This is a genomic window from Enterobacter sp. SORGH_AS_0287 (genome assembly GCF_031453695.1).
Classification (GTDB): Bacteria; Pseudomonadota; Gammaproteobacteria; order Enterobacterales; family Enterobacteriaceae; genus Enterobacter; species Enterobacter ludwigii.
Genome location: NZ_JAVIZW010000001.1, coordinates 1,698,035 through 1,716,166, shown reverse-complemented (window position 1 = coordinate 1,716,166; position 18,132 = coordinate 1,698,035). Strand labels below are relative to the sequence as shown.

Sequence of the window (18,132 nt, the reverse complement as noted above, 5' to 3'; positions counted from 1 at the left end):
GAGGTTGGTGTGGGTCCAGTCATGTTGGATGTAGAAGGGTTTGAACTGGATGCGGAGGAGCGTGAAATACTGGCGCACCCGCTGGTGGGAGGCTTGATCCTGTTCACCCGCAACTATCACGATCCGGCGCAGCTGCGAGAACTGGTGCGCCAGATCCGTGCTGCATCGCGCAATCATCTGGTGGTGGCCGTCGATCAGGAAGGCGGACGCGTACAGCGTTTCCGCGAAGGCTTTACTCGCCTGCCTGCCGCCCAATCTTTTGCGGCATTACTGGGCACGGAAGAGGGAGGCAAACTGGCGCAAGAGGCTGGCTGGCTGATGGCCAGCGAGATGATTGCCATGGATATCGACATCAGTTTTGCGCCGGTTCTGGACGTGGGGCATATCAGCGCCGCCATTGGCGAACGCTCATACCATGAAGATCCGCGTATTGCGCTGGCGATAGCGAGCTGTTTCATTGACGGTATGCACGACGCGGGAATGAAAACCACCGGGAAACATTTCCCGGGACACGGTGCGGTGACCGCCGACTCGCACAAAGAGACGCCGCGCGATCCGCGTCCGGAAGCTGATATTCGTGCCAAAGATATGTCGGTGTTCCGCTCCCTGATTACCGATAACAAGCTGGACGCCATCATGCCAGCGCACGTGATTTACAGCGACGTCGACCCGCGTCCTGCAAGCGGGTCCGCGCACTGGCTGAAAACCGTTTTGCGTCAGGAACTGGGGTTTAATGGCGTGATTTTCTCAGACGATTTGTCGATGGAAGGGGCGGCGATTATGGGCAGCTACGCCGAGCGCGGTCAGGCGTCGCTGGACGCAGGTTGCGATATGATCCTCGTCTGCAATAATCGTAAAGGTGCCGTCAGCGTGCTGGATAACCTGTCGCCGATCAATGCACAGCGTGTTACACAATTGTATCATAAAGGTTCATTTAGCCGTCAGGAGCTGATGGACTCGGCGCGCTGGAAGACGGTCAACGCGCAGCTTGAAGCCCTGAATGAACGCTGGCAGGCACATAAAGCCAGCCTGTAAATCCTCCCGGAAGGCGTAGCGTGGTGAGAAGACAATGATCATCTATTTACACGGTTTTGACTCAAACAGTCCTGGTAATCATGAGAAGGTCCTGCAGCTGCAGTTTATCGATCCGGATGTCCGGCTGATCAGTTACAGCACACGCCATCCAAAGCATGACATGCAGCACCTGCTCAAAGAGGTGGACAAGATGTTGCAGCTCAACATCGATGACCGTCCACTGATTTGTGGCGTGGGATTAGGTGGCTACTGGGCAGAGCGAATTGGATTCCTGTGCGATATCCGCCAGGTGGTGTTCAATCCTAATCTTTTCCCGAATGAGAACATGGAAGGCAAAATTGACCGCCCTGAAGAGTATGTCGATATTGCCACCAAGTGCGTCAGTAATTTTCGGGAGAAAAACCGCGACCGTTGTCTGGTGATCTTGTCGCGTAATGATGAAGCCCTTAACAGCCACCGGGCGGCTGAGCTGCTGCATCATTACTACGAAATTGTCTGGGATGAAGAACAGACCCACAAATTCAAGAACATCTCCCCGCATTTGCAGCGGATCAAAGCCTTCAAAACCCTGGGCTAAGCCACTGCGTACGACCTGCCAGGCCCGGCCGCGAAAGCGCCGGGCTTTCTTTTTGTCCAGAATTGTCTACTTTTAAGCCATCAAAACTTGATGCATATCAATTTTGGTATGACCAATGCGCCTGACGTGGTATTCTCAATGCACCTGAATGGTTTCAGTGCTGTAACCTGTTGTTAATTAAAGGTTATTTTTATAACTTTTAATTAACAATTGGTTAATAATTTGAGGGGGTCACGTTGACTACGCCATTGAAAAAGATAGTGATTGTCGGCGGTGGTGCTGGCGGGCTGGAGCTGGCTACACAGTTAGGCAAGAAGCTCGGTCGCGGCAAAAAAGCCAAAATTACGCTGGTGGATCGCAACCATAGCCATCTGTGGAAACCGCTGTTGCACGAAGTGGCGACCGGTTCACTGGATGAGGGCGTGGACGCGCTGAGCTATCTGGCACATGCGCGCAATCACCATTTCCAGTTCCAGCTGGGCTCCGTGGTGGATATCAATCGTGAGAGCAAAACCATTACCCTGGCAGAGCTGCGCGATGAAAAAGGGGAACTGCTGGTTCCTGAGCGCAAACTGCCGTATGACACGCTGGTCATGGCGCTGGGCAGTACCTCCAATGACTTCAACACACCAGGTGTAAAAGAGCACTGTATCTTCCTCGATAACCCACATCAGGCACGTCGTTTCCACCAGGAAATGCTGAACCTGTTCCTGAAGTACACCAGCAATATGGGTGCGAACGGGAAAGTTAATATCGCGATTGTTGGTGGGGGGGCGACGGGCGTCGAGCTTTCTGCTGAACTGCACAACGCGGTGAAACAGCTGCACAGCTACGGTTATAAAGGCTTAACCAATGACGCGCTGAACGTGACGCTGGTTGAAGCGGGTGAACGTATCCTGCCGGCGCTGCCTCCGCGCATTTCCGGTGCGGCGCATAATGAACTGACCAAGCTGGGCGTGCGGGTTCTGACCCAAACCATGGTGACCAGCGCGGACGACGGCGGCCTGCATACCAAAGATGGCGAGTACATCAAAGCAGACCTGATGGTCTGGGCTGCTGGCATCAAAGCGCCTGATTTTATGAAAGAGATTGGCGGGCTGGAAACGAACCGTATTAACCAGCTGGTGACCGAGCCGACCCTGCAAACCACACGCGATCCGGACATTTTCGCCATCGGCGACTGTGCTTCCTGCGCGCGTCCGGAGGGTGGTTTTGTGCCTCCGCGTGCTCAGGCAGCGCACCAGATGGCAAGCCTGGTACTGCACAATATTCTGGCGCAGTACAAAGGTAAGCCGATGAAAGCCTATGTCTATAAAGACCATGGTTCTCTGGTATCGCTCTCGAACTTCTCTACCGTCGGCAGCCTGATGGGTAACCTGATGCGCGGCTCTATGATGGTGGAAGGGCGTATTGCACGCTTTGTCTATATTTCGCTCTATCGTATGCACCAGATTGCCCTGCACGGTTACTTTAAAACCGGGCTGATGATGCTGGTGGGACGAATCAACCGCGTTATTCGACCACGCCTGAAGCTGCACTAATATTCTCTCCCTCCGGGGCCTCCGGAGGGAATTTTTAGCATATCATGCTGCTCATCGTACATTGAGTGCTTAAGAGTTCTCCTAAACACTATATATCTCTCCTCCACATCCACTTTTTGATCCTTTGTCTTATTGGCGAAGCGCGACCTGCATTGCAAAATTGTTACCAATAGCAACAAAGGAGGAAGTCCCGTGAATAAATCAATGTTGGCGGGTATAGGGATTGGCGTCGCTGCTGCGTTAGGTGTGGCTGCCGTTGCCAGTCTCAACGTACTGGATCGCGGCCCACAATACGCACAGGTCGTGTCTGCTACCCCGATTAAAGAAACCGTGAAAACGCCTCGTCAGGAGTGCCGTAACGTCTCCGTGACCCATCGCCGTCCGGTACAGGATGAAAACCGTATCGCCGGTTCAGTACTGGGTGCGGTTGCCGGTGGTGTGATTGGCCATCAGTTTGGTGGTGGTCGTGGTAAAGATGTGGCGACCGTGGTCGGCGCGCTGGGCGGCGGCTATGCCGGTAACCAGGTGCAGGGCGCTATGCAGGATAACGACACGTACACGACGACTCAGCAGCGCTGCAAAACCGTCTATGACAAGTCGGAGAAAATGCTGGGTTACGACGTGACGTACAAAATTGGCGATCAGCAGGGCAAGATCCGCATGGATAAAGACCCGGGTACTCAAATTCCGCTGGATGGAAACGGTCAGCTGGTACTGAATAACAAAGTGTAAAAAAGATGTTCTCTGAACTTAGCTCCTCAAGCGCTCAGGCTGAGGAGCTTTTTTTTTGCGTCAGATTTTGAGCAGTTCAGGCCACAGTTTTAGCGTGGTCGCGGTAATGGTTTGCAGTTTTTCCAGCGTAGCCCCTTCACGAGCGCTTATCGACATACCCTGCAAAATACAGTTCAGGTATTGCGCCAGCATCTGTGGATTGCAATGCGCAGGAATTTCACCTCGTTGTTGGCGCTGAGACAGGAACGCGCTTAGCGTCTCTTCCTGCATGGCATGGCGCGATTTCACCGTGTTGGCAATCTCTTTTGAGGAGGCTGCAAGGGTGGCAGAGGTGTTAATCATAAAGCAGCCCGCAGGGGTATCTTTACTGGTGAAGCAGGTCGCGACGGTGGTGAAATAGTCCCGTAGCGCCTGTTCGACGCTTTTCTCTTCACAAAACAGCTGGGCTTCGTGTTTCGCCGCAAAGCGCGAAATGTATCTGTCCAGCACCGCCCTGAACAGCCCCTCTTTATTGGTGAATTCAGCATACAGCGTGGGTGCTTTGGCACCGGTAGCTTCCACCAGATCGGAAAGCGAGGTCGCTTCATACCCATGTTGCCAGAAGAGAGTCATGGCCTTATCAAGCGCTGCATCCCTGTCGAACACTTTTGGTCGGCCACGGCTTTTCTTCGCGCAACTCGTCACGTCGGTTGTCATTTGCCGTTGGTCCTCTGTTGGTTTGTTGAATAATCATTATAAAAATAATCGCGGGTGACCACCAGCACTGATGAGAGAAAAATAAATTAATCATATGGGTATGAAAAATAACGAATTTAAAATTTAATTAATGTTCGTTATAAAAAGATGTTGACGCGTGAGCTGGATCACATTTATGATTTACCTATCGATCGTTAACTAAATAGCTAACGACCTCCAAATCATCTGCCCAAAGGTAAAAATCATGAAAAACGTAAAAACCCTCATCGCTGCTGCTGTTCTGAGTTCACTTTCTTTCGCAAGCTTCGCTGCTGTTGAAGTGCAATCAACCCCTGCTGACCAGCATAAAGTCGGGACTATCTCTGCTTCTGCCGGGACTAACCTGGGCTCACTGGAAGATCAGCTGGCGCAGAAAGCTGACGAGATGGGTGCAAAATCTTTCCGCATCACCTCAGTGACCGGTCCTAACACCCTGCACGGCACCGCTGTTATCTACAAATAAGCCTGGCTAAACCCTCATTTATGCCACTGCGATGCCACTGCGATGCCACTGTAAAAAAGCCCTGCTTAGCAGGGCTTTTTTTATTGGGGATCACATCGACTGCTGGGTGACATCCTGATGCCGGGTGACATCGGTGGGCATCCCGGAACGCGCCTCCATCGCACGCTCCATCACGATGCCATCCGTGCGGGCATTCGTTTTAAAGCTCACCATCGCGGCATTCAGATTTATTGGCAGTGTCTGCGGATCGTCGCCAATGTTTTTCGATAACGGCTGGTGAATTTCAACCAGTCTTACGCCACCCGGCTCCTCAGAAACCTTAATGGGCGTATTAATAATATTCACTCGGGTACCAGGGGTGATCACGCTATAGAGCGTCTTGATATCATCATCGCGCAGACGAATACAGCCGGAACTGACGCGCATCCCGATACCGAAATCCGCATTTGTTCCATGCAGAAGGTAAACGCCACCATAGGCCGCAAGACGGATCGCGTGGTGACCCATCGGATTCTCCGGACCCGCTGGCACCACAGCCGGTAAATCAATTCCCTGTGCTTTATAGCGAGCACGAATATTAGCCGTTGGCGTCCAGGTTGGGTTGGCACGTTTATCCGATACGGTGGTGACCATTGTTGGGGTCAGCGTGTCGCCGCCCAGCTGGCCAATACCGATTGGATAAACGGTGACTTCATTTTTACCCGGCGGGTAATAGTAAAGACGCAGCTCGGCAAGGTTTATCACGATCCCTTCGCGCGCTACATCCGGGAGAATGGTCTGCAACGGGATGGTCAGGACGCTGCCAGCGCGTGGCACATAGGGATCGACGCCAGGGTTAGCCTGCAGCAGAGCCAGAAAGCCTACGTTATATTTTTTGGCAATCGCTTCGAGCGATCCCCCATTATTTTCAACCACATGAAAACGGTTTTCGCCCACGACCTTGCTGCCAGCAGGGGGAAGAGGCCAGGTATTTGCGCGTGCAGGAAGCGCAACAGCTACCGTTGCTGCCAGCGCAAACACGGTTATCCAGCGGGTAAAACGCGAAGAGGTCATCATCACCATAATCCATATAAATAATAAGGTTATTGTTTTATAAGGCGTTAACGATAATTATGGCGAATGGGTATGTCGGGAAATCCAGGTGAAGTGCAAAGAGTTTGTAAATTGTCCCCCCGTAAGCATTGCGCCAACGGGGGGAAGGGGGAATTATGCAACAGCGTTCTCTTCCAGCTGACGCATAAAGTGACGAACCCACTCCATCCGGTTTTTACGATCCGTCAGCTCCTGCGTAAATTTCAGACGCGTTGGACCATCCAGACGGAAATGCTGCGGCTGTTTCTGGAGCAGACCGATTAGCCACATCGGATTAACGTGATTCTTCTCGGCAAATTCAATCACGCCACCTTTTTCATTGCCTTCGAGCTTACGAATGCCCAGCTTCTGTGCCTGCTGGCGCAGCCTCGCAATATCCAGCAGGTTTCTCGCGGCATCCGGCAACAGGCCAAAGCGATCGATCAGCTCTACCTTAATTTCATCCAGTTCGTTCTCATTTTTCGCACTGGCGATACGTTTGTAGAACGACAGACGCGTGTTCACATCCGGAATAAAATCATCCGGTAGCAGGGAAGGCATGCGCAGTTCCACCTCAGTCTGCTGGCTGGTCAGATCTTCCAGCGATGGCTCACGTCCGGCCTTCAGGGCATCGACCGCATTTTCCAGCAGCTCCATATAGAGCGAGAAGCCGATGGTTTCCATCGAGCCGCTCTGGTCTTCGCCCAGAAGTTCACCTGCACCGCGGATCTCAAGGTCGTGTGTCGCCAGCGCGAAGCCCGCGCCCAGATCTTCCAGCGACGCGATAGCCTCCAGACGTTTTTGCGCATCGGTGGTCATCGCTTTCGGATGCGGGGTCAGCAGCCAGGCGTAGGCCTGATGGTGCGAGCGGCCAACGCGGCCACGCAACTGGTGAAGCTGCGCCAGTCCAAAGTGATCCGCGCGCTCAATAATGATGGTATTGGCCGTCGGAATATCGATCCCGGTCTCAATGATGGTGGTACACACCAGGACGTTAAAGCGCTGGTGGTGGAAATCGTTCATCACCCGCTCCAGCTCGCGCTCGCGCATTTGACCGTGACCGATAGCGATGCGCGCTTCCGGCACCAGTTCTGCCAGCCTGTCCGCCGCTTTCTGGATATTTTCCACGTCGTTATAGAGATAATAGACCTGACCCCCGCGCAGTACTTCACGCAGAATAGCCTCGCGGACGACCAGGTTGTCGTACTCACGAACAAAGGTTTTTACCGCCAGACGACGTGCCGGCGGCGTGGCGATAATCGACAGGTCGCGCATGCCGCTCATCGCCATATTCAGCGTTCGCGGAATCGGTGTGGCGGTCAGTGTGAGGATATCGACGTCGGCACGCATCGCTTTAATACGCTCTTTATGACGGACCCCGAAGCGGTGTTCTTCATCGACGATCAACAGCCCCAGATCTTTCCACTTCACATCACTCTGCAGCAGCTTGTGGGTACCGATCAGAATATCGATCTTACCCTCGCTGGCCTGTTCCAGAATCTGCGTCTGCTCTTTGGTACTGCGAAAACGCGACAGCATCTCGATACGAACCGGCCAGTTGGCGAAACGGTCGCGGAAGTTGTCAAAATGCTGCTGGGCGAGCAGGGTGGTAGGCACCAGCACCGCGACCTGTTTGTTGTTTTCTACCGCGAGGAAGGCGGCGCGCATCGCCACTTCGGTTTTGCCGAAGCCGACATCCCCGCAAACCAGCCTGTCCATCGCCAGCGGCTGGCACATGTCGCTCAGCACAGCATTAATGGCCTGGGCCTGATCCGGCGTGGTTTCAAACGGGAAGCTATCGCAGAACATCTGGTACTGTTGTTTATCATGCCTGAAGGCAAAGCCTTCTTTGGCCGCGCGTTGGGCGTAGATATCCAGCAGTTCTGCCGCCACATCACGCACTTTTTCCGCGGCTTTCTGCCGCGCGCGCGCCCAGGCGTCGCCGCCCAGTTTATGTAATGGCGCATGATCTTCTGCACCGCCGGCATAGCGGCTGATGAGATGCAGGGAAGAGACCGGCACATAGAGTTTGGCGTCATTGGCGTAGGTCAGCATCAGGTATTCGCCCTTGATGCCACCGGCTTCCAGCGTCGTCATGCCCTGATAACGGCCAACCCCGTGCTCGAGGTGAACAATCGGCTGGCCGGGGTGCAGTTCGGCGAGGTTACGGATCAGCGTGTCCGGATTAATGGTGCGACGGCTGTCCTGACGGCGGCGCGCCACGCGTTCCCCCAGCAGGTCGCTTTCGCAAATCAGCGCCAGATTGTTGAGGGTATCCACAAACCCGTGCTCGGCGGAGCCAATCATCAGATAACGGCCATTACCGGTGGCTTCACTCAGGCGCAAAATACGTTTCGGCGCAATTTTGATCCGCCCCAGCAGTTCACCCAGCGCTTCCCGGCGGCCTTCACTTTCAACGGAAAACACGACCGGCCCGGTAAAGGATTCGAGGAACTTGCGCAGATTATCCAGCGGCGACTTCTGCTGCGCCTGAACGGATAAATCCGGTAGCGTGCGGAAGGCGAGGTTGGTATTGGCGGCCTTGTCGGCGAGCGAATCGGTTTTTAGCTGCATACGCGGCCAGCGTTTCAGCTCGGCGTTCAGCTCATCAGTGCGCAGCCACAGCACCTCCGGTGGCAACAGCGGACGCATCGGGTCCACGCCCCGGTTTTCAAAGCGGGCGCGAGTTTCGCTCTCAAAACGGCTGGCGCTGGCGTCGATATCACCGGTGTTAACAATCAGCGTATTGGCCGGGAAATAGCTGAACAGCGCGGGCAGAGGCTCGTTAAAAAACAGCGGCTGCCAGTATTCAATACCCGCCGGCAGCGTCCCTTTGCTGACCTGCTGATAGATATGTTCGGCATCGCGTTTGACGTCGAATCTGTCGCGCCACTGGCTGCGGAACAGCTCGATTGCGGTTTTGTCGGTCGGGAACTCATGTGCGGGCAGTAAATTGATGGAGTCCACTTCTTCCAGCGTGCGCTGCGTGTCGGCGTCGAACACGCGCAGGCTGTCGATTTCATCATCGAAGAAATCCAGACGATACGGCTGGTCGCTGCCCATCGGGTAAAGATCGAGCAGTGCACCACGCGTGGCATATTCCCCGTGCTCCATCACCTGATCGACATGGCGATAACCGGCGCTGTCGAGCTGCGCGCGCAGGGCGTCCCGGGACAGGCGCTGGCCTTTTTTCATCACCAGCGCATGGCCATGAAGATAGCTGTGCGGACAGACGCGCTGCATCAGGGTGTTTACGGGGACGATCAGCACGCCGCGCTGCATCGTCGGTAACTGATACAGGGTCGACAGACGAGAGGAGATGATCTCCTGGTGCGGCGAGAAACTGTCATACGGCAGCGTTTCCCAGTCGGCCAGACTGAACACCAGATTGTCAGTGAACTGGCGGATTTCATCATGCAGACGCAGGGCATTTTGCATATCCGGGGCAACCAGTACCACCGGACCCGGGTGTCGCTCAGCGATTTCTGCCACCAGCGTGGCGCACGCCGCGCCAGTAAGTTCGCCCAGCTGGCGCTGATCGCCCGCTTTGACAGGCAAGGAATATCGATAGTGTTCAGGCATGGCTATGTCAGAGTCTCTTGGGGATATACCAACAGTATTGGGGCATATCACTGATACGCAATGTCTTTATTATCCTCGATCGTTTTACATAATCAAACCGGAACCGCACAGGGAGGAAATTCGCCCCCAAAAGGGGGCGAAAAGCGCATCAGCGGCTGGCCGATGACGGAGAAAGCGTGGAAGGCGGGGAGAAGAACACATCACCAAACAGTGCGGTGGAGATCTTACGGACCCCAAGCCCGGCAACGGTGCAGAGCAACAGGCTGGCAAACGGGTAGACCAGAATCAACGTCAGTTCCGCCCAGACCGGCCAGTATGCGGCATTCATCTCACCAATCAGGAACAGGCTAAAGGCCTCAATCAGGATGCGATGGGTGGTATAAATCGCGATGGTATTAGAACCGATCACGTTAAGCAGATTATTAGGATGGACGGCATAACGTTGCTCAATGCTGTAGAAAAGCTTCATGATTAACACAATCGACAGCAGGGAGAGCAGCAGCGGGACGTTAGCAAACCACAGCACCACAGAAACGGCAGCGAACGCGGCTAATGCCAGCCAGGCGCGACGCAGATTGAACCCTTTCATCCACGCCATCAGCTCAGCGCCATACCACGCGCCGAGGCTGTAGTAGATCATGTTGCGCACCACGCTGTTCATTCCCCACCACGGCAGCGGCAGGAAGTTTATCGCGACGCTCGCCAGTGCCAGCAGCCCCAGTACCGGCAGCTTCCAGCGGCTCAGCAGTTTACACAGCGTGAAATAGACCACCAGGGCATACAGATACCAGAGACTGGTGCTGGCGGTGAGCATTCCCTTCACAAACCCGGAAAGGGAATCGGCATAGGCCGCATTGGAGGAAGTGGCCAGTTCACGCTCGGGAGCAAGCCAGGCGTTGAGGTGGCTCAGCGCCTGCCATTGCAGAACGCCCCACAGCGCCAGCACCCAGACAATACTCCAGATCCGTTTATCGAGACTGGTACGCCAGTCCACCTCATCGATGTAACGTCGAATCAGATAGCCGGAAATGAAGAAAAACACCGGCATGCGGAAGGGAGCAAGATAGAGATTAAAATAGACCCAACATTTGGCGAGAAGACCGGATAACGGATGTTGTAACCCATTGAGATGGGGATAAAAGGTGATGACTGAATGGTAGATAACCACCAGGCAGATACACAGCCCTTTTATCTGGTTAATCCATAATGCTTTTTGCTTCATTGTTCGCGACTACCTTTTTGCCATAAACGAACGAACAATTGTTGTTAAACAAAACCGTGATGTAACGGGTAACAGTCTGTATCAGGAGGTTTTTCGGAAAAGGTGGAGGCTGTACAGTGAGGTTTCAGAGAGTAGTACCCTGATTTATCTGAATTTTTCAGAAAAATGATTACCAAAGCTTACGGTTTCAGTCATTTACGCTTAAGGGATTCGCTTATATACTCGTGGGTCTGCTATCAGCAAACAGACGGATTTCATGTACCAACCTGTCGCACTCTTCATAGGCTTACGTTATATGCGTGGGCGCGCCGCGGACCGCTTCGGTCGCTTTGTCTCCTGGCTTTCGACTATTGGCATTACGCTTGGCGTAATGGCTCTGGTGACGGTTCTTTCCGTCATGAACGGCTTTGAGCGCGAGCTGCAAAACAACATCCTGGGGCTGATGCCGCAGGCTATCCTCTCCTCAACCAACGGTTCCGTTAACCCACAACAGCTCCCGGAAAGCGCGGCGAAGTTACAGGGTGTCACGCGCGTTGCGCCGTTAACCACGGGCGATGTGGTGCTGCAAAGCGCCCGTAGCGTGGCGGTCGGCGTGATGCTGGGCATTGACCCGGCGCAAAACGACCCGCTGACGCCGTTCCTCGTGAACGTGAAGCAGACCGACCTGGAAGCCGGCAAATATAACGTGATCCTCGGCGAGCAACTGGCCGGGCAGCTTGGCGTCAACCGTGGCGACCAGCTGCGCGTAATGGTGCCGTCGGCCAGTCAGTTTACGCCGATGGGACGTTTGCCAAGCCAGCGCTTGTTCACGGTGGTTGGCACGTTTGCCGCCAACAGCGAAGTCGATGGTTATCAGATGCTGGTGAATATTCAGGACGCGTCACGTCTGATGCGCTATCCGGCGGGGAATATCACCGGCTGGCGCCTGTGGCTCGACGCCCCGCTAAAAGTGGATACCCTCAGCCAGCAAACGTTGCCGGAAGGGACCAAATGGCAGGACTGGCGTGAACGCAAGGGCGAGCTGTTCCAGGCCGTGCGGATGGAAAAAAATATGATGGGGCTGCTGCTGAGCCTGATCGTGGCGGTCGCGGCCTTCAACATCATCACCTCACTGGGGTTGATGGTGATGGAAAAGCAGGGTGAGGTCGCCATTCTGCAGACTCAGGGGCTAACGCCGCGCCAGATCATGGCGGTATTTATGGTGCAGGGTGCCAGTGCCGGGATTATCGGTGCGCTACTCGGTGCGGCGCTGGGGGCGCTGCTCGCCAGCCAGCTTAACAATTTAATGCCGATCATCGGCGCTCTGCTTGATGGTGCGGCGCTGCCCGTGGCTATCGAACCGTTACAGGTGATTGGAATTGCGCTGGCTGCGATGGCCATTGCGCTGCTTTCTACGCTTTATCCTTCCTGGCGCGCTGCCGCCACTCAACCCGCTGAGGCTTTACGTTATGAATAAGATCCTGTTGCAATGCGACAACCTGTCCAAACGCTATCAGGAAGGCACTGTGCAGACTGACGTGTTGCACAACGTGAGCTTCAGCGTAGGCGAAGGTGAGATGATGGCGATTGTGGGCAGTTCCGGCTCCGGGAAAAGTACGTTATTACACCTGCTCGGTGGGCTGGATACACCCACCAGCGGTGACGTGATTTTCTCCGGCCAGCCGATGAGCAAAATGTCATCTGCGGCAAAAGCGGAGCTGCGTAACCGCGAGCTGGGCTTTATCTACCAGTTTCACCACCTGCTGCCGGATTTCACGGCGCTGGAAAACGTGGCGATGCCGCTGCTGATTGGTAAAAAGAAACCCGCAGAAATTAACACCCGCGCCAGCGATATGCTGAAAGCGGTTGGGCTTGGGCATCGCGGTAATCATCGTCCTTCTGAACTTTCCGGCGGTGAACGCCAGCGTGTGGCCATTGCGCGTGCGCTGGTCAACAATCCGCGCCTGGTACTGGCGGATGAGCCAACGGGTAACCTGGACGCCCGCAACGCGGACAGTATTTTCCAGCTGCTGGGTGAGTTGAATGCCTCGCAGGGAACCGCGTTTCTGGTGGTAACCCACGATCTCCAGCTGGCAAAACGGATGGGACGTCAGCTTGAGATGCGCGACGGTCATCTGAACCCAGAACTGACCCTGATGGGGGCGGAGTAATGGCTTCACCGTTATCGTTACTCATAGGGTTGCGTTTTAGCCGCGGACGTCGTCGCGGCGGCATGGTGTCACTGATCTCGGTGATCTCCACCATCGGTATTGCGCTGGGGGTGGCGGTGCTGATCGTGGGCCTTAGCGCCATGAACGGTTTTGAGCGTGAACTGAATAACCGCATCCTGGCGGTGGTCCCGCACGGTGAAATCGAACCGGTGAATCAGCCGTGGACGCACTGGAGCGATGCCCTGAGCAAAATCGAAAAAGTGCCAGGCATCGTGGCGGCCGCGCCTTACATTAACTTTACAGGGCTGGTCGAGAGCGGCGTTAACCTGCGCGCCATTCAGGTAAAAGGGGTGAACCCGGTGCAGGAAGAGCGCCTCAGCGCGTTGCCGAAATATGTGCAAAACGGCGCGTGGGCAAACTTTAAGGCCGGTGAACAGCAAATTATTATGGGCAAAGGCGTTGCCGAGGCCCTGAAGGTTAAGCAGGGCGACTGGGTCTCTATCATGATCCCGAACGCCAGTGCCGACCACAAGCTGCAGCAGCCTAAACGCGTACGTCTGCACGTCACCGGTATTCTTCAGTTAAGCGGCCAGCTCGATCACAGCTTTGCGATGGTGCCGATGGAAGATGCGCGCCAGTATCTCGACATGGCCGACAGCGTGACGGGGATTGCCATTAAGGTCAACGACGTCTTCAACGCCAATAAGCTGGTGCGTGATGCCGGCAGCGTGACCAATAACTATGTCTACATCAAAAGCTGGATTGGCACTTACGGTTATATGTACCGTGATATCCAGATGATCCGCGCCATTATGTATCTGGCGATGGTGCTGGTGATTGGGGTCGCGTGCTTTAATATCGTTTCGACGCTGGTGATGGCGGTCAAAGACAAGAGCGGCGACATCGCCGTCCTGCGTACCCTGGGGGCAAAAGACGGTCTTATTCGCGCCATCTTTGTCTGGTACGGTCTGCTGGCTGGACTGTTCGGGAGCCTCTGTGGCGTGGTGATTGGCGTGGTGGTTTCTCTGCAGCTGACGCCAATTATCAATGGCATCGAGGCGCTTATTGGCCACCAGTTCCTGTCAGGTGATATCTATTTTATTGACTTCCTGCCGTCTGAATTGCACTGGCTGGACGTTTTTTATGTGCTGGTAACGGCACTTTTACTGAGTCTGCTGGCAAGCTGGTATCCGGCGCGTCGCGCAAGCCGAATTGATCCGGCGAGGGTACTAAGTGGCCAGTAATTACGTCATGATTTAGCGGTCGTCAGGCCGCCAAATCAAAAAGAGGAATGCGTGATGTATTATGGATTTGATATTGGCGGCACCAAAATTGCGCTGGGCGTGTTTGATAAAAACCTCAAACTGCAGTGGGAAACCCGCGTTCCCACACCACGCGAAAGCTATGATGAATTTTTAACTGCCATTGCCGCGCTGGTGGCGCAAGCTGATTCACGTTTTGGCGTGAAAGGCAGCGTCGGCATTGGTATTCCGGGAATGCCCGAAACTGACGATGGTACGCTGTATGCGGCCAACGTTCCTGCTGCCAGCGGTAAACCGCTGCGCGCCGATCTCTCCGCTCTGCTTGAACGCGACGTGCGTTTAGATAATGATGCCAACTGTTTTGCACTCTCCGAAGCCTGGGACGATGAGTTTCAGCGCTATCCGCTGGTGATGGGGCTGATCCTCGGCACGGGCGTAGGGGGAGGGATCGTCATCAACGGTAAGCCGATTACCGGGCGCAGTTACATTACGGGAGAGTTCGGCCATATCCGCCTGCCGGTTGATGCCCTGGCGGTCGTCGGGCGCGACTTCCCGCTGACCCGCTGCGGTTGCGGTCAGCATGGCTGTATTGAGAACTACCTCTCCGGACGTGGGTTTGCATGGCTTTACGAACACTTCTATCATCAGAAACTTGAAGCCCCTCAAATCATTACCTTGTGGGAGCAGGGGGATGCGCAGGCGCGAGAGCACGTTGAGCGCTATCTGGATCTGCTGGCGGTGTGTCTGGGAAATATTCTCACCATCGTCGACCCGGATCTGCTGGTGATTGGGGGAGGGCTTTCAAACTTTAGCGCGTTAACGGAACAGCTGTCCGGGCGTTTGCCCCGACATTTATTGCCGGTTGCCCGCGTGCCGCGTATTGAACGTGCGCGACACGGGGACGCAGGAGGGATGCGCGGAGCCGCATTCCTTCATCTCACCGATTAGTTTACGAGGTTTTTATGCTGTCGCGTCGCTTAGGTCGACTCAGCCGTTTTCGCAAAAATAAACGCCGCTTACGTGAGCGCTTGCGCCAGCGGATCTTTTTCAGAGACAGAATGATGCCAGAAGCGATGGATAAACCCAGAGTGGTGGTGCTGACCGGGGCGGGGATCTCCGCAGAGTCAGGTATTCGTACTTTCCGCGCTGCGGACGGGTTATGGGAAGAGCACCGTGTTGAGGATGTGGCGACGCCGGAAGGCTTTGCCCGCGATCCGGATCTTGTGCAGGCGTTTTATAACGCCCGCCGTCGTCAGCTGCAGCAGCCAGAGGTTGTGCCTAATCCGGCGCATCTGGCGCTGGCGAAGCTGGAAGAGGCGCTTGGCGATCGTTTTTTACTGGTTACGCAGAATATCGACAATCTGCATGAACGGGCCGGTAACAAAAACATCATCCATATGCACGGTGAACTGCTGAAAGTTCGCTGCGCCTGGAGCGGTCAGGTGCTGGACTGGAAAGAGGACGTGCTGCCTGAAGATAAGTGCCACTGCTGCCAGTTTCCGTCGCGCCTGCGCCCGCATGTGGTCTGGTTTGGTGAAATGCCGCTTGGTATGGATGACATCTACAGCGCGCTGGCCATGGCGGATGTCTTTATCGCCATTGGCACGTCTGGCCATGTCTATCCGGCGGCCGGCTTTGTTCACGAAGCGCGGCTGCACGGCGCGCATACGGTTGAGCTGAATCTTGAGCCGAGCCAGGTGGGCAGCGAGTTCGAAGAGAAGCACTATGGCCTGGCCAGTACCGTCGTACCGGAGTTTGTCGATAAGCTCCTGAAAGGGCTGTAATCGCGATAGCCTGAAAAGGCACCCGTCCTGCGGGTGCCTTTTTTGTTTATGGCGTAAAGTACGCCAGCGTTTTCTCCAGCGATTTCGCCTGCTCGTCCAGTGACAGGGCCGCTGCCGAGATCTGTTGTACCAGGGACGCGTTTTGCTGGGTCGTGCTGTCCATCTGATTGACGGCAATGCTGACCTGGCTAATTCCCCGATTCTGCTCATCCAGAGCCTGAACAATATCGTTAATCACCAGATGCACATGCGACACGGCCTCAATGACCTGCTTCATCATGACGCCGGTTTCATTGACCAGCTCAACGCCTTTGCTGACACGGCCTGAAGACTCGGCTATCAGCTGGGAGATCTCTTTTGCCGCGTTGGCGCTTCGCTGGGCAAGGTTGCGCACTTCACCCGCCACCACTGCAAAACCGCGCCCCTGTTCGCCCGCGCGCGCCGCTTCTACGGCGGCATTTAGCGCCAGAATATTGGTCTGGAAGGCGATACCGTCCACAATGCTGTTGATCTCTCCAATCTTACGGGCGCTTTCGTCAATTTCCCCGATCACCACCACGACATCGTTGACCAGCGTCTCGCCATGTCCGGCAAGGGTCGCGGCGCGATCGGTAAGGGTGGTAGCTTTGTGCGCATTGTCGGCGTTATTTTTCACCGTGACCGAAATCTCTTCCATGCTGGCCGCGGTTTCGACAATCGCCGCTGCCTGTTCTTCGGTGCGTGAGGCCAGATCGAGATTGCCTGCCGAAATTTCACTGGTGCCACCGTGAACGGAGTGGCTGGCTTCGCTGATGTTACCCACGATGCGCTTGAGCTGCATCTGCATGGTGTGCAGGGCGTAAAAAATACTGCTGGTATCCCCGGGACGCACCGGGATAGCGTTGTTCAGGTCGCCTCCGGCCACGGCCAGCGCGATCCCGGCGGCATCTGACGGTTCGCCCCCCACCGGGCGGTCCACTTTACGGGTAAAGATTTGCGCCATGACCAGGCTGACAACCACAATGCTTAACACCATCAGGAGGATGGCTTTCAGTAAAAATTGTCTTGCCTCGGCCATCACTTCGCTGACCGGGGTGACAATAGCCAGCTTCCAGGGCGTCTGACTGTTGCCGATGGTAATCGCCTGCCAGGTGATAAACGCCTCTTCCTTCAGTTGAGGATCGTTTGTGCGTATCACCTCATCCCCTGTGACGGTTCCAGTGTAAGGCTTGCCTACGGCACGTTTATCCGGGCTGGAAACCACGTTGTTGCCCGCCGACAGAAGCAGGGCGTAGCCTGTACCGTTCCACGGTTTAATCGCCCCGATCATCGATTGCAGGGTAGCGAGTGAGAAATCCGATGTGACGGACCCCAGGAACTGACCCTCACGCATGATGGGGGCGGCAATCGAGGTGAGCATTACGTCCACCCCATTGTAGGGATAAATATAGGGTTCGATGATGACATCTTTTTGCCGTTGCTTCGGCAGCAGATAATAATCGCCGCTGCCGGGCGTTTCGATGTCCGTCAGCAGATGTAATGCCGGTTTGCCTGTGGCGTCGCGGTCAACGTAGCGGGCGTAACGTCCGGCGGGATCTTCACCGCTCTGACCGGCAAAGGTGGCATCGTTGCCATCGAAGGCATCAGGTTCAAAGGCCATCGACATTGAAAGAAACTGAGGGTGCGCTGAGAGATAATGGATTAGCAGCTGGTTGAGCCCCTGTCGATCAGCGATGCTCGCGTCGCGCAGTGCCTGAGCGCTATTTCCCATGTCACGCGCGGCCGCCAGGGCGGAATCCATCTGTTTACTGACCTGCAACGACTGCACTTCAGCAATCTGGCGGATGTGTTTTTTAGCCAGCACTTCTTGCTGATCCATCCACTGCCACATCATAAAACCGATCGTTGCCGTAAAGCCCACCGTCACGGTGAGGAAAATGGACAATAGCATCAACGTCTTGACTCTTATTTTTTGTTTTCGGACCATGGCGTCTTTCAT

Annotated in this window: 15 protein-coding genes; 10 read left to right on the top strand and 5 right to left on the bottom strand. The window is 55.1% G+C overall.

Annotated elements, in window-relative coordinates; genetic code table 11:
• Positions 1-9 precede the first annotated feature (9 nt).
• The 4 genes from nagZ to QE396_RS08160 all read left to right on the top strand — a co-directional run bounded on the left by nagZ (position 10) and on the right by QE396_RS08160 (position 3,885).
• Positions 10-1,035, top strand: coding sequence for a beta-N-acetylhexosaminidase (nagZ, locus tag QE396_RS08175; protein WP_020884661.1), 1,026 nt, complete (start codon positions 10-12; stop codon positions 1,033-1,035).
• A 34-nt stretch (positions 1,036-1,069) separates the two neighbouring features.
• Positions 1,070-1,612 carry an alpha/beta hydrolase YcfP gene (ycfP, locus tag QE396_RS08170; RefSeq protein ID WP_013097106.1) on the top strand — a complete coding sequence of 181 codons (543 nt, stop codon included), beginning with the start codon at positions 1,070-1,072 and terminating at the stop codon, positions 1,610-1,612.
• 236 nt (positions 1,613-1,848) lie between these two features.
• Positions 1,849-3,153, top strand: a complete 1,305-nt coding sequence (locus QE396_RS08165; RefSeq protein ID WP_025204449.1) for an NAD(P)/FAD-dependent oxidoreductase — start codon at positions 1,849-1,851, stop codon at positions 3,151-3,153.
• A 192-nt stretch (positions 3,154-3,345) separates the two neighbouring features.
• A complete protein-coding gene (locus QE396_RS08160; RefSeq protein WP_008500779.1) occupies positions 3,346-3,885 on the top strand; it encodes a glycine zipper 2TM domain-containing protein in 540 nt (179 codons plus the stop codon).
• Between the two features lie 60 nt (positions 3,886-3,945).
• Here the strand turns inward: QE396_RS08160 and comR are convergent, their stop codons facing one another.
• Positions 3,946-4,581, bottom strand: a complete 636-nt coding sequence (gene comR / locus QE396_RS08155; RefSeq protein ID WP_014169591.1) for a TetR family copper-responsive transcriptional repressor ComR — start codon at positions 4,579-4,581, stop codon at positions 3,946-3,948.
• 244 nt (positions 4,582-4,825) lie between these two features.
• Between comR and bhsA the strand changes: the two genes are divergently transcribed.
• Positions 4,826-5,083 carry a multiple stress resistance protein BhsA gene (bhsA, locus tag QE396_RS08150; RefSeq protein WP_013097102.1) on the top strand — a complete coding sequence of 86 codons (258 nt, stop codon included), beginning with the start codon at positions 4,826-4,828 and terminating at the stop codon, positions 5,081-5,083.
• A gap of 90 nt (positions 5,084-5,173) precedes the next feature.
• Here bhsA and QE396_RS08145 read toward each other — a convergent pair whose 3' ends face one another.
• The 3 genes from QE396_RS08145 to QE396_RS08135 form a co-directional block, all read right to left on the bottom strand.
• Positions 5,174-6,139, bottom strand: coding sequence for a L,D-transpeptidase family protein (locus tag QE396_RS08145; protein WP_032681246.1), 966 nt, complete (start codon positions 6,137-6,139; stop codon positions 5,174-5,176).
• Between the two features lie 150 nt (positions 6,140-6,289).
• Entirely contained in the window at positions 6,290-9,736 is a 3,447-nt protein-coding gene (gene mfd, locus QE396_RS08140; RefSeq protein ID WP_025204447.1) for a transcription-repair coupling factor, read from the bottom strand.
• A gap of 148 nt (positions 9,737-9,884) precedes the next feature.
• Positions 9,885-10,958, bottom strand: a complete 1,074-nt coding sequence (locus QE396_RS08135) for an acyltransferase family protein (RefSeq protein WP_047366428.1) — start codon at positions 10,956-10,958, stop codon at positions 9,885-9,887.
• Positions 10,959-11,214: 256 nt separating this feature from the next.
• Here QE396_RS08135 and lolC point away from each other — a divergent pair, with 256 nt between their 5' ends.
• From lolC to cobB, 5 genes are read left to right on the top strand one after another with little or no spacing between them, the layout of a single operon-like run.
• On the top strand, positions 11,215-12,414 hold the full coding sequence (gene lolC / locus QE396_RS08130; RefSeq protein WP_032681244.1) for a lipoprotein-releasing ABC transporter permease subunit LolC: 1,200 nt from the start codon (positions 11,215-11,217) through the stop codon (positions 12,412-12,414).
• Positions 12,407-13,108 (top strand): lipoprotein-releasing ABC transporter ATP-binding protein LolD, encoded by a 702-nt coding sequence (gene lolD, locus QE396_RS08125; protein ID WP_020884656.1) that lies wholly within the window; start codon positions 12,407-12,409, stop codon positions 13,106-13,108. The genes lolC and lolD overlap by 8 nt, the downstream gene beginning before the upstream one ends.
• Positions 13,108-14,352 carry a lipoprotein-releasing ABC transporter permease subunit LolE gene (gene lolE, locus QE396_RS08120; protein WP_014169597.1) on the top strand — a complete coding sequence of 415 codons (1,245 nt, stop codon included), beginning with the start codon at positions 13,108-13,110 and terminating at the stop codon, positions 14,350-14,352. The genes lolD and lolE overlap by 1 nt, the downstream gene beginning before the upstream one ends.
• 54 nt (positions 14,353-14,406) lie before the next feature.
• A complete protein-coding gene (gene nagK, locus QE396_RS08115) occupies positions 14,407-15,318 on the top strand; it encodes an N-acetylglucosamine kinase (protein ID WP_025204444.1) in 912 nt (303 codons plus the stop codon).
• A 14-nt stretch (positions 15,319-15,332) separates the two neighbouring features.
• Entirely contained in the window at positions 15,333-16,154 is an 822-nt protein-coding gene (gene cobB / locus QE396_RS08110; RefSeq protein ID WP_014169599.1) for a Sir2 family NAD+-dependent deacetylase, read from the top strand.
• A gap of 46 nt (positions 16,155-16,200) precedes the next feature.
• Here cobB and QE396_RS08105 read toward each other — a convergent pair whose 3' ends face one another.
• The gene (locus QE396_RS08105; RefSeq protein WP_020884654.1) at positions 16,201-18,132 is read right to left on the bottom strand and encodes a methyl-accepting chemotaxis protein; all 1,932 of its coding nucleotides are present in this window, start codon (positions 18,130-18,132) and stop codon (positions 16,201-16,203) included.